This is a genomic window from Streptomyces sp. NPDC104831, assembly GCF_055583025.1.
In genome coordinates this window covers 12,115-25,828 of the sequence record NZ_JBVJOT010000014.1, presented here as the reverse complement: position 1 = coordinate 25,828, position 13,714 = coordinate 12,115, and the positions used below count along the sequence as shown (strand labels likewise).

Annotated in this window: 11 protein-coding genes; 1 reads left to right on the top strand and 10 read right to left on the bottom strand. The window is 71.4% G+C overall.

Annotated features, from left to right (window positions below):
• Nucleotides 1–17 precede the first annotated feature (17 nt).
• A complete protein-coding gene (locus ACZ63H_RS12380; RefSeq protein WP_469864076.1) occupies nucleotides 18–1,034 on the bottom strand; it encodes a PLL family lectin in 1,017 nt (338 codons plus the stop codon).
• A 72-nt stretch (nucleotides 1,035–1,106) separates the two neighbouring features.
• Here ACZ63H_RS12380 and ACZ63H_RS12375 point away from each other — a divergent pair, with 72 nt between their 5' ends.
• The gene (locus tag ACZ63H_RS12375; protein ID WP_469864074.1) at nucleotides 1,107–1,499 is read left to right on the top strand and encodes a PIN domain-containing protein; all 393 of its coding nucleotides are present in this window, start codon (nucleotides 1,107–1,109) and stop codon (nucleotides 1,497–1,499) included.
• A 91-nt stretch (nucleotides 1,500–1,590) separates the two neighbouring features.
• Here ACZ63H_RS12375 and ACZ63H_RS12370 read toward each other — a convergent pair whose 3' ends face one another.
• The 9 genes from ACZ63H_RS12370 to ACZ63H_RS12330 all read right to left on the bottom strand — a co-directional run bounded on the left by ACZ63H_RS12370 (nucleotide 1,591) and on the right by ACZ63H_RS12330 (nucleotide 13,712).
• Nucleotides 1,591–3,069 (bottom strand): ArnT family glycosyltransferase, encoded by a 1,479-nt coding sequence (locus ACZ63H_RS12370; protein WP_469864072.1) that lies wholly within the window; start codon nucleotides 3,067–3,069, stop codon nucleotides 1,591–1,593.
• A gap of 64 nt (nucleotides 3,070–3,133) precedes the next feature.
• Nucleotides 3,134–4,657, bottom strand: coding sequence for an amino acid permease (locus tag ACZ63H_RS12365; protein WP_469864070.1), 1,524 nt, complete (start codon nucleotides 4,655–4,657; stop codon nucleotides 3,134–3,136).
• 159 nt (nucleotides 4,658–4,816) lie between these two features.
• Nucleotides 4,817–6,739, bottom strand: coding sequence for a 1-deoxy-D-xylulose-5-phosphate synthase (gene dxs / locus ACZ63H_RS12360; RefSeq protein ID WP_469864068.1), 1,923 nt, complete (start codon nucleotides 6,737–6,739; stop codon nucleotides 4,817–4,819).
• A 156-nt stretch (nucleotides 6,740–6,895) separates the two neighbouring features.
• Nucleotides 6,896–8,212: a sugar ABC transporter permease gene (locus ACZ63H_RS12355; protein ID WP_469864066.1), complete on the bottom strand. Its 1,317-nt coding sequence runs from the start codon at nucleotides 8,210–8,212 to the stop codon at nucleotides 6,896–6,898.
• Nucleotides 8,209–9,009, bottom strand: a complete 801-nt coding sequence (locus ACZ63H_RS12350; RefSeq protein ID WP_467938127.1) for an ATP-binding cassette domain-containing protein — start codon at nucleotides 9,007–9,009, stop codon at nucleotides 8,209–8,211. Before ACZ63H_RS12350 ends, ACZ63H_RS12355 begins: the two co-directional genes overlap by 4 nt.
• A 194-nt stretch (nucleotides 9,010–9,203) precedes the next feature.
• Nucleotides 9,204–10,313: a substrate-binding domain-containing protein gene (locus ACZ63H_RS12345; RefSeq protein ID WP_469864238.1), complete on the bottom strand. Its 1,110-nt coding sequence runs from the start codon at nucleotides 10,311–10,313 to the stop codon at nucleotides 9,204–9,206.
• A 133-nt stretch (nucleotides 10,314–10,446) separates the two neighbouring features.
• A complete protein-coding gene (locus tag ACZ63H_RS12340) occupies nucleotides 10,447–11,646 on the bottom strand; it encodes an ROK family transcriptional regulator (protein ID WP_469864064.1) in 1,200 nt (399 codons plus the stop codon).
• A 205-nt stretch (nucleotides 11,647–11,851) separates the two neighbouring features.
• Nucleotides 11,852–12,781 (bottom strand): carbohydrate ABC transporter permease, encoded by a 930-nt coding sequence (locus ACZ63H_RS12335; protein ID WP_469864062.1) that lies wholly within the window; start codon nucleotides 12,779–12,781, stop codon nucleotides 11,852–11,854.
• A gap of 4 nt (nucleotides 12,782–12,785) precedes the next feature.
• Nucleotides 12,786–13,712, bottom strand: a complete 927-nt coding sequence (locus ACZ63H_RS12330) for a carbohydrate ABC transporter permease (protein ID WP_469864061.1) — start codon at nucleotides 13,710–13,712, stop codon at nucleotides 12,786–12,788.
• Nucleotides 13,713–13,714 lie beyond the last annotated feature (2 nt).

The following is a 13,714-nucleotide window of genomic DNA, read 5'->3' as shown; positions in this document are numbered from 1 at the left end:
TTTCTCCTTCCCGGTGCTCAGATCCGCCGCCAGGCCTCCAGCGCCAGCCCCGGTTCGTCCTTGCGCCGGGTCAGCAGCAGCTCCCCCGTCGACGGGGACAGCGTCGCCGCCACCACGCGGCCCGTCTCGTCCAGGGCGAGGGACACCAGCGCGTCCAGCGGCAGTTCGGGGCCCGACTCGGTCCACCAGGCCCCCGCCGACTCCTGCTCGGTCGGGTACGCGGCGAAGGCGACCCGGCGGCTCGCCGTCCGCTGGGCGAGCAGCGTGCAGTCGAACCCGTCCAGGTCGCAGCGGACCGCCGAGACCGGTCCCGGGCCCGCCACGGGCAGCAGCGGGACCGGCTTGCCCCCGGGCCGCCAGGCGCACAGGGCGTCGTCGGCTCCGGTGTAGAAGACGGTCGTACTGTCCGGGGAGGTGACCAGGGCGCGCAGGGTGCCCGGACGTACCGGGGTCCGCAGGGACTCCTCCAGCACGGGCACGGCGCCGGGCGACTCCTGACGCCAGAACAGCAGGCCCTCGGGGACGGCCGCGTACAGCTCCACCGTGCCGGACGCCCCGGTCACCGCGGCCAGTTGGTCCTGCACCTCGCTGCCCTTCAGGTCCCGCCAGGGACCCCAGCCGCCCTTCTCCTTCTGGCCGAGCATGCTGACCCCGCCGCCCCGGTTCCGGACGAAGACGTGGGCGCGGCCCTGTGCGTCGACCGTGACCGCGGGGGTGCCGGTGCGGTCGCCGGTGCGGTTCGGGTGGCCGATCGGGTGCCAGTCCAGGGCGGCCAGGTGCGGGCGGAAGTGCGTGGAGTGGACCAGCCCCGACTCGCCCCTGACGGTGGGCCGCCAGGACACCAGGTGGGCGTAGCCGTCGGCGCCCTGGCCGATCGCCAGGACGGAGTGCAGTTTCTGGTCGCCGCCCATCTTGCGGGGGGCGGACCAGGGGCCGCCGGGGCCGCGCTCCGCCCGGCACAGGACGGCGTCGCCCGACAGCTGGTACGCGCTGAGGCGGCCGTCTCGGCCGCGGAGGAACCAGTCGCCGTTCACCGGTTCACTTTAAGCCGCCCGGGACCGGCCGGGGGCACGCCCCCCGGGCTCGGCCCGTGCGACCCTTGCGGTATGACCGGACCCCTCGACGCCCCGCCCTCCCCCGCCCCGCCGCTCGTCCTCGTGGACGCCGCGAACGTCGTCGGGTCGCGGCCCGACGGCTGGTGGAAGGACCGCAGGGGAGCGGCCGAGCGGCTGCGGGACCGGCTGGCGGGCGAGGGCCTGCCCGGGCGTCCGGGGCCGGTCGAGATCGTGCTGGTGGTCGAGGGCGCGGCCCGGGGCGTGGCGTCGGTGCCGGGCGTGCGGGTGGAGTCGGCGCCGGGCAGCGGTGACGACCGCATCGTGGAGCTGACCGCCGGCAGCCCCGGCCGCCCCCGCCTGGTGGTGACCGCCGACCGCGAACTGCGCCGCCGGGTGACGGAACTGGGCGCGGAGGTGACGGGCCCCCGCACGGTCCTCGGCTGAACCGCGCCCGCGACGGCCCCGGCCGGCCGCCGGGTCCGCGCCACGGGAGCCGCGGCCGCCCCGCCACGCGGAACACCGCGAGGCGTGCCCGCTACGGTCCCGCGCCCGGCCGTGCCGCCGCGCGGGCGTACAGGATCGCGCCGTCCACCCGGGCGACCTCCGTGTACGCCGTCGCCAGGAGGCGGCGCAGGGTGGGGAGGCGGGCGGGGGCGTACGGCTCGCCGCGCGAGTCGTCGGCGATCAGGGCGGGGGCGTGCGCGGTCAGTTCGCGGCGGAAGACGGGCCAGGTGCCGGGGACGGCGTACGCCTCGCCGACCCGGGAACCGTCCCGGCCGCCGCTGTAGTTGGTGAGCAGGCCCGCGGTCAGGTAGCGGGTGGCGGGGGCGCGGCCGGCCAGCCAGTACGTCTCGGGGTGCATCCCCCACACCAGGACCCGGTCGCCGGGTGCCGTGCGGTGTGCGAGGGCCGCCGCCAGCCGCTGGGCGTGCGCGAGTTCGGGGCGCGGGGCGAGCAGGCCCCAGCCGACGAAGACGGCGCAGGCGCAGCCGGAGGTGACGACGGCGGCCAGGCGCCGCTCCCCCGGCAGGACGTGCAGCGCGGCCGTGGCCAGCAGCGTGAGCGGCGGGAGGAGTTGCAGGTAGTAGTGGCCGAAGAAGTGGCAGCCGGCGGCCACGGCGACGGCCGAGGAGCCCAGCCACGGCCACAGCCAGTGCCACGGCGGCTCGCCCGCTCGGGCCCGGGCGCCCCGCACGGCCCGGGCGATGGGCGGGAGCAGTCCCGCCGAGGCCGCCGCGAGGATCGCCGTGTTGGTCAGGGCGCGGCCCAGCACGTGGAGTGCGGAGCCGGTGACGGAGGCGTAGGCGGCGGAGCCGGTCACCGTCCAGAACAGGAAGCCGGCCGGATCCGTCAGCAGGGCCGCGCCGAGCACGGGCGCGAGGAACCCGGCGGCGAGCCGGGGCAGGCCCGCCCGGACGGCACCGCGCCGGCACAGCAGCCAGAGCACCGGCAGCAGCACCGCGCCGCCGGTCTGCTTGGTCAGGAACGCGGCGGCGACGGCGGCCCCGGCCGCGCCCCAGCGTCCCCGGTCCGCGCACCACAGGGCGGCGGCCGTCCAGGGCAGTATGAACACCTCGAAGGTGGCGGCCTGCGCGTCCTCCGGGTTGAGCCCGATCGACACCAGCAGGTACAGCACCCCGGCGGTGCGGCCGGCCCGGTCGCCCCAGTGGCGGCGGGCCAGGGAGGCGAGCAGCACGGCGGTGAGCAGCTGGGCGAGGACGGCGAGGATCCGCAAGGGGGTCAGGGAGCCGGAACCGCACAGCGCGAACGCGGCCTCGTACAGCCAGGGCAGCAGCGGCGGCTTGCGGTCCACCACCGTGTCGTAGAGCCGCCCGCCCCGGGCGAGCAGCCCGGCCTCGACGGCGAGGTAGCCCTCGTCGGGGTTCCACAGCGGCCGGACGAAGGAGGGGATCCGGGTGACGCAGGCCAGGACCGCCAGCAGGGGAAGCAGTCGCGTCCAGTACGCCGTCCGGGTGATCGCGGTCCGTGCGGGGGCGAGCGGGGCGGCGAACATGGTCAGCACGCTATCGGGCCCCGGGGCGCTCTTCCGCGAGGGACGTGCGGGGTGTCTGCGGGTGTCAGGGGGCCGGTCCGGCGGGCGGGCGCGGGGCCTCGTCCGCGGCGGCCCGCTCCCGCGTGGCGAGCCGGCTGTGCGAGCGGCCGTAGAGGAAGTAGACGACGAAACCGATCAGCATCCAGATCGCGAACCGCAGCCAGGTCTCCGCGGGCAGGTTCAGCATCAGCCACAGCGAGGCGAGCACCGACAGCACCGGGACCAGCGGGACCAGCGGGGTGCGGAAGGCCCGGGGCAGGTCGGGGCGGGTGCGGCGCAGGATGATCACGCTGAGCGCGACCACGGCGAAGGCGAAGAGGGTGCCGATGTTCACCAGTTCGGCCAGTTCGCTGAGGCTGGTGAAGCCCGCCACGACCGCGATGACGGCGCCGAGCAGGATGGTCGACCGGTAGGGGGTGCGGAACCTCGGGTGGGTCTGGGAGAAGAACCGGGGCAGCAGCCCGTCGCGGCTCATCGCGAAGAACACCCGGGACTGGCCGAGCAGCAGGATCATGCACACGGTGGTCAGGCCGACCGCGGCACCGAAGCTGATCAGGCCCGCGTACCAGGGGTGCCCGGTGGCCTTGAAGGCGTCGGCGAGGGGCGCCTCCACGGACAGCGAGCTGTACTTCTGCATGCCGGTGACGACGATCGACACGGCCACGTACAGGGCGGTGCAGATGATCAGGGAGCCGAGGATGCCGCGCGGGACGTCGCGCTGCGGGTGGCGGGTCTCCTCGGCGGCGGTGGCGACGACGTCGAAGCCGATGAAGGCGAAGAAGACCACGGAGGCGGCGGTGAAGATGCCCATGACGCCGAAGTGGGAGGGGGCCCAGCCGAACATCAGCTGGATCAGGGGGGCCTTGAGGCTGCCGCCGGCCTCGGCGGGCTGCTCCTTGGGGATGAACGGGTCGTAGTTGGCGCCCTTGACGAAGAAGGCGCCCGCGATGATCACGACGAGGACCACGGCGACCTTGACCCCGACGACCACCGAGGTGACCCGCGCGGAGACCTTCATGCCGACGACGAGGATGGCGGTGAGCAGCAGGACGAGCGCCGCGGCGAGGATGTCGAAGCCGAAGCCGGTGGCGCCGTCCCGGCCGCCGAGCGCCCCGGGCAGGTGCCAGCCCCAGTTGTCGAGCAGCGAGTGGATGTAGCCGGACCAGCCGACCGCGACCACCGCCGTGCCCAGCGCCAGCTCCAGGACCAGGTCCCAGCCGATGGTCCAGGCCGGGAGTTCGCCGAGCGAGGCGTAGGAGAAGGTGTAGGCGGAGCCGGCCACCGGCACCGTGGAGGCGAACTCGGCGTAGCAGAGGGCGGCGAGCGCGCAGGCGGCGCCGGCCACCACGAAGGACAGCGAGACGGCGGGGCCGGCGGTGTTCTTCGCGGCCGTGCCGGTGAGGACGAAGATGCCGGTGCCGATGATGACGCCGACGCCGAAGACGGTCAGGTCCAGGGCGGACAGTGACTTCTTGAGCGCGTGCTCGGGTTCCTCGGTGTCCTGGATGGACTGCTCGACGTTCTTCGTCCGGAACAGCGTGCTGCTCACGAACCCACCTCCCACGCTTGCCGGGCCCCGACATGATCGAGAGGGCCGGTGGTGCGGTTTGCCCCGGCACAGGCAGGTTCACCCAAACGGGCCGGTTCCGCCACCGGGGGAGGCGGCGGAACCGGCCCGTCGGGCACGTCGGCCCAGGGAGGAAAGGTCCTAGTCGCGCGCGGGCTCCACGGTGTCGGCCGTGCGGTCGGCGGGGAGGCCGTCGAGCTTGGCGACCAGCCCGGTGACCTGGCGGGCGATGTCGGGCGCGGTGAGCCCGATCTCGGCCATGACCTCGGCGCGGGAGGCGTGGTCGAGGAAGCGCGGCGGGATGCCGAAGTCGCGCAGCGGCACGTCCACGCCCGCGTCCCTGAGGGCCTGGGCGATCGCGGAGCCGACGCCGCCGGCACGGCTGTTGTCCTCGACGGTGACGACGACCCGGTGCCGCTCGGCCAGCGGGGCCATGGCCTCGTCGACGGGCTTGACCCAGCGCGGGTCGACCACGGTGGTGGAGATGCCCTGCTTGTCGAGCAGGTGGGCGATCTCCAGGCACATCGGGGCGAGGGCGCCCACGGAGACCAGCAGCACGTCGGGGCTGTCGGTGCCGGGCTCGCGCAGCACGTCCATGCCGCCGACCCGGCCCACCGCGGGCACGGCGGGGCCGACGGCGCCCTTGGAGAAGCGCACCACGGTCGGCGCGTCCTCGACGGCGACGGCCTCGCGCAGCTGGGCGCGCACCTGGTCGGCGTCGCGCGGCGCGGCCAGCCTGAGCCCGGGCACCACCTGGAGGATCGACATGTCCCACATGCCGTTGTGCGAGGCGCCGTCGGTGCCGGTGATCCCGGCCCGGTCCAGCACGAAGGTCACCCCGCACTTGTGCAGGGCCACGTCCATGAGGACCTGGTCGAAGGCGCGGTTGAGGAAGGTGGCGTACACCGCGAAGACCGGGTGCAGCCCGCCGTAGGCGAGGCCCGCCGCGGAGACGGCGCCGTGCTGCTCGGCGATCCCGACGTCGTAGACCCGCTCGGGGAAGCGCTTGGCGAACTTGTCCAGGCCGACCGGCTGGAGCATGGCGGCGGTGATCGCGACGATGTCCTCGCGCTCCTCGCCGAGCCTGACCATCTCCTCGCCGAAGACCGAGGTCCAGTCGGCGCCGGAGGTGGCGATCGGCAGCCCGGTGTCCGGGTGGATCCTGCCGACGGCGTGGAACCGGTCGGCCTCGTCCTGGAGGGCCGGCTGGTAGCCGCGGCCCTTCTCGGTCAGGCAGTGCACGATCACCGGGCCGCCGAACCGCTTGGCCCGGGTGAGCGCCGACTCCAGGGCCTCGATGTCGTGGCCGTCGATGGGGCCGACGTACTTCAGGCCCAGGTCCTCGAACATGCCCTGCGGGGTGATGAAGTCCTTCAGCCCCTTCTTGGCGCCGTGCAGGGTCTCGTACAGGGGCTTGCCGACGACCGGGGTGCGGTCGAGGATGTCCTTGGTGCGGGCGAGGAAACGTTCGTAGCCGTCGGTGGTGCGCAGGGTCGCCAGGTGGTTGGCGAGGCCGCCGATGGTCGGGGCGTAGGAGCGTTCGTTGTCGTTGACGACGATGACGAGCGGGCGGTCCTTGGCCTCGGCGATGTTGTTCAGCGCCTCCCAGGCCATGCCGCCGGTCAGCGCCCCGTCACCGATGACGGCGACGACGCGGCTGTCCCGCTCGCGCAGCTCGTTGGCCTTGGCGATGCCGTCGGCCCAGCCGAGCACGGTGGAGGCGTGGCTGTTCTCGATGACGTCGTGCTCGGACTCGGACTGCGCCGGGTAGCCCGACAGGCCGCCCTTCATCTTCAGCCGGGAGAAGTCCTGCCGGCCGGTGAGCAGCTTGTGCACGTAGGACTGGTGGCCCGTGTCCCACAGCACCTTGTCCTCGGGCGAGTGGAAGACCCGGTGCAGGGCGATGGTCAGCTCCACCACACCGAGGTTCGGGCCGAGGTGGCCGCCGGTCTTGGAGACAGCGTCGACGAGGAAGGTGCGGATCTCCTCTGCCAGCTGGTCCAGCTCCTCCAGGCTGAGCCGGTCCAGATCGCGCGGTCCCCTGATGCGGGTCAGCAGCGGCACCCGTGCCTCCTTGAACTAGAGCTGATCGAGCTGTTGCCGGGCTCGCCCGAGTCTAATGCCGGGCCGGACGGGGACCCCGAAGGGGCGCGGAGAACCGCGTGACCAGCCACGACGGGCCGGTACGCGGTCACTCCGCGCCCCTGGGGCGAGCGGGTGCTAGGCGCGGCCCGCGGTCTTCTGCGTCTTGCGCGTGAGGGAGTCGATCACGACGGTGGTCAGCAGAACGGCGGCGGTGATCATGTACTTCACCGGCTCCGCGATGGACTGGAGCTGCAGGCCGTACTGGATGGACACGATCACCAGCACGCCCAGCAGCGCGTTCCAGGTCCGGCCGCGCCCGCCGAAGAGGGAGGTGCCGCCGATGACGGCCGCGGCGATCGCGTTCATCAGCAGGTCGCCGGTGCCGGCGCTCTGGTTGGCCGAGGCGATCTTGGAGGCCAGGAAGAGGCCGCCGACGGCCGCGAACCCGCCGGAGACGGCGAACACGGAGATGCGGACCGCCGTGACGTTGATGCCCGCGCGCCGGGACGCCTCGACGCTGCCGCCGAGCGCGAAGACCTTGCGCCCGTAGGTGGTGCGCCGCAGCAGGAAGTCCGTCGCGACGAGGAACACCAGGAAGACCACCGTGGCCAGCGGCAGGCCCTTGTACTGGTTGTACATGTAGGCGGCGGCGAAGGCGACCACGGCCAGCAGCACCGTGCGCAGCACCGTGTCGCTCAGCGGCCGGGACGGGATGCCCGCGGCCTCCCGGCGCCGGTTGCCGAGGAAGGAGGTGAGGAAGAACACCGCGACCACGATCACGGCGAGCCCGTAGGCGGCGGCGATGTCCGAGAAGTAGTACGTGGTCAGCTTGGCGACCAGCCCGTCGCCGTCCAGGTTGATCGTGCCGTCCTCGCCCAGCACCTTCAGCATGAAGCCGAGCCAGAACAGCAGGCCGGCCAGCGTGACGGCGAAGGCGGGGGCGCCGAGCACCGCGAAGAAGAAGCCGTGCAGCGCGCCGATGGCGACACCGGCGGCGATGGCGAGCAGGACGGCCGCCCACTCGGGCCAGCCCTGGTTGACCGCGAGGACGGCCATCAGGGCGCTGGCCGCGCCGCTGACCGAGCCGACCGAGAGGTCGATCTCGCCGAGCAGCAGCACGAAGACGATGCCGACGGAGATCATGCCCGTGCCGACCATCGTGATCGTCACGTCGTTGATGTTCTGCGCGGACAGGAAGTTGGAGTTCAGCACCTGGAAGATCACGCAGATGATCGCCAGGCCCACGACGACGGGCAGCGAGCCCAGCTCGCCGGCCTTCATCTTGCGCTTGAACTCGTGCCAGTAGCCGAGCAGGCCCTCTTCCTGCACCAGCAGGCGCGGGTCGACGGCGGTGACCGCGGCGGCGGCGGCCTCGGGGTTCTCGACGGCGGTGGCGTCCTGTGCGGGCGCCTTGCCGAGGTCGGTGGCGGAGGTCTTGTCGATGCTGCTCACTGGGAAGCCTCCCCGTTCGCGCTGGACGTGCGCGCGGCACGGCGGGTCACGGCGTTGTCGGTGGCGCCGGTGATGGCGGAGATGATCTCCTCCTGCGAGGTCGTCCTGACCTCGAAGACGCCGTTGTTGCGGCCGAGGCGCAGGACGGCGACCTTGTCGGCCACCGCCTTCACGTCCGCCATGTTGTGGCTGATGAGGATGACGGCGTGGCCGCGCTCGCGCAGCCGCTCGACCAGGTCGAGCACCTGGGCGGTCTGCTCGACGCCGAGGGCGGCGGTGGGCTCGTCGAGGATGACCAGCTTGGGGTCGCCGAGCATGGAGCGGGCGATGGCCACGGTCTGGCGCTGACCGCCGGAGAGCGAGGCGATCGGGATGCGGACGCTCGGGATGCGGATCGACAGCGTGGTGAGCAGCTCGCGGGCGCGGCGCTCCATCTCGACCTCGTCCAGCACGCCCCACTTCCGCAGCTCACGGCCGAGGAAGAGGTTGCCGACGACGTCGATGTTGTCGCACAGCGCGAGGTCCTGGTAGACCGTCGCGATGCCCAGCGCCTGGGCGTCGTGCGGCTTGCTGATCGACACGGGCTTGCCATCCCATTCGATGGCACCCTCGTCGATGGGGTGGACGCCGGCGATCGTCTTGACCAGCGTGGACTTTCCGGCGCCGTTGTCGCCGACCAGGGCGACCACCTCACCGGCGTGGATCTCGAGCTCTACGTCGGTGAGCGCCTGAACGGCACCGAACCGCTTGGAGACCCCGCGCAACGCCAGCACGGGCGTAGCGGACACGTGAACCATCTCCTTCGCCGCCTGACCCGGCGGGAGGTTGTGCAGAAGTTTGGGGGGAAGTTCCGTCCGGCGCCCCGGGCCGAGCTTGCGGGGCTGTGTGAATGCGCCGGGGGCGCCGGAGGAGACCGGGTGCGGCCGGCCGTCGTCCGCGCCGGGGCGTTCAGGGGTCGAACGCCCGCGGGCCGGGAAGGGGCCGGAGCCGCTTACTTGTTCAGGCCGAGCTTGTCGCAGGCGGCCTTGTACTTGCCGGAGCAGATCTCGTCGACGGTGTAGATGCCGTCCTTGACGACGGTGTCCTTGATGTTGTCCTTCGTCAGGGACACGACCGGGACCAGCACGGACGGGACGTCCTTGGCGCTGGCGCTGGAGACCTTGTCCTTGGCGATGGAGTCCAGGCTCTCGCCCTTGGCGAGCGCGACGGCCATCTGCGCGGCGGTCTCCGCCTCCTGCGGGTACGACTTGTACACGCTCATGTACTGGTCGCCGGTGACGATGCGCTGCACACCGGCCAGCTCGGCGTCCTGGCCGGTGACCGGGATGTCCAGGCCCGCGCCCTTGAGGGCGGTGATGATGGCGCCGGCCATGCTGTCGTTGGCGGAGTAGACGCCCACGATGTTCTTCTTGCCGACGGCGGAGAGGGCCGCCTCCATCTCGGAGTTGGCGTTGTCCGGCGCCCACTCCTTGGTGTCGTACTCCTTGGCGATGGTGACCTTGCCGTCGAGGACGGAGTGCGCGCCGTCCTTGAACTGCTTGGCGTTGGGGTCGGTCACCGAGCCGTTGATCATGACGATCTTGGAGGACTTGGTGGCCTTGTCGCCCAGCGCCTTCAGCAGGGCCTCGCCCTGGGTCTTGCCGACCTCGACGTTGTCGAAGGAGGTGTAGGCGCTGATCGGGCCCTCGGCGAGGCGGTCGTAGGCGACGACCTTGATGCCCTGGTCCACGGCCTTCTTGACGGAGTTCTGGATGGCCTTGGCGTCCACCGCGTCGATGATCAGGACGTCCACCTTGTTGGTGATCATGGTGTCGACCTGCTGGGCCTGCAGGTTGGCGTCCTGGCGGGCGTTGTTGTACTCGACCTTGCCCTTGCCGCCGGTCAGCTCGCTGACCTTCTTCTCGATCATCGGCCGGTCGAACTTCTCGTACCGCGCGGTCTTGTTCTCCGGAAGGAGCAGGCCGACCGTGATGTCGTCGCCCTTCTTGGCGGACGGGGCGGAGGAAGAGTCGTCGTTGCCCTTCGACTCCTTGGCGCTGCCACAGGCGGCCAGCGACACGGCCATCGCACCCGCGGCAACGGCAACGGCGGCACGACGCATACGTGCGTTCACTTGAGAAACCTCCCTGACGAGGCCGCGTCGTTGCGGCCGAGGTGGCTGGAAGTCAACTCGGCCACACGTGCGACGTCAAGAAGTAAATCCTTAACGAGATGGCAACGGTGCCATCCGTTCTCTAAGTGAAGGCAGGCGCCGCGGTGGACAGGGAGCCCTCCAAAAGGGTGGAATCCCCCATCTCGCTGAGCGCGAGCGCGAGCGCCCCGAGCACCTCCGCCCGGCCGCCAAGTGCCCCGGGCAGCACGGACAGTTGACGGGCGGCACTGGGGATGGCGTAGCGGCCGACGGACTCCCTGATCGGCCCGAGCACCAGCTCCCCGGCCTCGGCCAGATCGCCGCCGAGGACCACCCGGCTCGGGTTCAGCAGATTGCAGAGATTGGCCACGCCGCTGCCGATGTGGCGGCCGACGTCGGCGACCACGCGGCGGCAGCCCGGGTCCCCGTCCCTGGCCAGCCGGACGATGCCCTCCATGGTCAGGTCGGGTCCGTGACTGGGCTGGAGCAGCGGCAGCACATAGCGCGCCGCAGCGAAGGTCTCCAGGCAGCCCCGGTTGCCGCAGCGGCAGACCGGACCGGACTCGTCGAGCGTGATGTGCCCGATCTCGCCGGCCGTGCCGCCCGGTCCGCGGTAGATCTTGCCGTCGATCACCAGACCGGCGCCGACACCGCTGGCCACCTTGATGTAGGCCAGGTCGCGCACGCCCTTGCCGCTGCCCCAGACCAGCTCGCCGAGCGCGCCGAGGTTGGCGTCGTTGTCCACGTGCACGGGTACGCCGAGCCGCTCGCGCAGTTCCTCGGCGGGCTTGGTGCCGCCCCAGCCGGGCAGGATGGCGGTGGACCCGAGGGTCCCGGACTCGACATCGATCGGGCCCGGCACGCCGAGGCCGACGCCGGCCACCTTGGTCCGGTCCACACCGGTCGCCGCGATCAGCCGGTTGACCAGCTGTTCGGCGCGGTCGAAGCCCTGGTCGGCGGAGGCGTCGACGTCCAGCGGCTCGGCCTCCTCGGCCAGCACCTGGTGGGCGAGGTTGCCGACCGCGACGCGCAGATGGGTGTGCCCGAAGTCGACCCCGATCACGATGCCGGCGTCCCCGCTCAGGCTGACGCTGCGGGCCCGCCGCCCGCCCGCCGAGGTGGGCGTGACCTCGACGGTTCCGCCGTCCTTCAGCTCCCGCACGATATTGGAGACGGTCGCTGCGGACAGCCCGGTCGTCCGCGCGATCTCCGCCTGAGTGAGGGACCCGGCCAGCCGTACGGCCCGGACCACCCGCTCCAGGTTGGCTCGGTGCAGCGACGACTGCGACCCTGGAGTCTCCACGACGACCTCCTGAGCGCGGGGCCGCTTCGGCGAGGCCCCGTGTATGTCCAACTAGTGAACTCTAAGCTGAGCCGTTCGGGGCGACTCACGTCAAGAGGTTGAACCGTTTCCGGGTCACCCGCGCACGGCGGCGCACACCGCCCCGGACGCCGGGACGGTGTGCGCGCACGCAATCACGGGGCGTGTCCCCGCCGGGTGGCCGCGGCTACTTCAGCGCCCCCGCGGTGAGCCCCTGCACCACCTGCCGCTGGAAGACGACGTACGCCGCGAGCACCGGCAGCATCGCCATGACCAGGCCCGCGAACAGCCCGGACCAGTCGCCCTTGTAGCCCTGGCTGACCGCGAGCTGGACCAGGCCCTGGGTGAGGACCTTCTTGTCCGGGTCGGTGTTCAGCACCGTGGGCAGCATGTACTGGTTCCACTGGCCGAGGAAGTTGAAGATGCCCACGCTGATCAGCCCGGGTTTGGCCATGGGCAGCATGATCTGGAAGAACGTACGCGTGTGCGAAGCGCCGTCCACGAAGGCCGCCTCCGCCACCGAGGTGGGCAGGGTGCGGAAGAACGCCGTGAGGAAGAACACCGTGAACGGCAGCGAGTAGGCGATGTAGACCAGGATCAGGCCGTGGATCGTGTTGAGCAGGCCCATGTTGTTCACCACGTAGAACAGCGGGACCAGCGCGAGCATGACCGGGAAGCTCATGCCGCCGACGAACAGGTAGTAGAGGAAGCGGTTGCCCGGGAAGTCGAACCGGGCCAGCACATAGGCGGCCATCGAACCGAGCACCAGGGTGCCGACGAGCGAGCCGCCGACCACCAGGACGGTGTTCAGGAAGTAGTCGCTCATGTGGGCGTCGGTCCAGGCGCGGGACCAGTTGTCGAAGTGCAGCCGGTCCGGCAGGGACCAGGGCGAGCCGAAGATGGAGCCGTCGTCCTTGAAGGACGTCATCACCGCCCACACCAGCGGCAGCACCACCATGATCGCCCAGATCACGAGGACGCCGTGGGAGAAGACGTTGAGGACGGTCCCCTCCTTGCGCTGCCCGGCGGGCCGGCTCCCGGCCGGGTGCGGGTCCGTCTTGCGGACGATGGCGCCGGACTCGGCCGGCGGCGGGGCGGGGGTCGCGGTCGTCTTCATCGGTTCAGAACTCCAGCCGCTCGCGACGGCCCAGCCGCATCACGATCGCCGCGAACGCGAGCGTGACGACCAGCAGGGCGACGCCGATGGTGGTGGCGTACGCGGCCTGACCGTCCCGGAACGCCTTCTGGTACACGTAGAGGACCATCACGGTGGTCGAGTAGTCCGGCCCGCCCGGTCCCGTCGTCATGATCTGCACGACCGCGAACGACTCCGCGCCGAGCGCGAGGATGCCCATGTAGACCCAGCCGGAGCGCACGGTGTCCCACAGCAGCGGCAGGGTGACGCGGAAGAAGGTGGTGGCGCGGCTCGCGCCGTCCAGCAGCGCCGCCTCGTACAGCTCGGCCGGGATCGAGGCCATGCCCGCGGAGAACAGGACCACGAAGAAGCCGACCGTGGACCACACGAGCACCGCCATCACGCACCACAGGGCGAGGTTCGGGTCGCCCAGCCACAGCGGCTGCACGCCGTCGAGGCCGATGCCGCGCAGCAGCGAGTTGATCGCGCCGCTGTCCGGGTTGTACGCGAAGGCGAACAGCAGCGAGACGATCGCGATCGAGAGCACCTGCGGAAAGAAATAGACGATTTTGTAGAAGGCCGAGCCCCGCACGCCGGAAATGACGGGGCCGCCCCTCCTCCGCCGTCCGCCCACATTGATCATGAAGGCGAAGAACAGGGCCAGGCCGAGTGTCAGCACCGGCAGCACCAGAGCGAACAGGAGACTGTGCCACAACGACTTCCAGAAGATGTCGTCGTCCAGCATCCTCTCGTAGTTGTCGAACCCGACCATCTTGAGATCGGGGCTGAGGCCCGTCCAGTCCGTGAACGAGTAGTAGACGGACTGGATGAACGGCCATACCACGAAAAGCGCGTACAGTCCCAGGGGCAGTGCCAGAAACCCCACGATGAACCGGTACTTGCCGTGCTGCATCG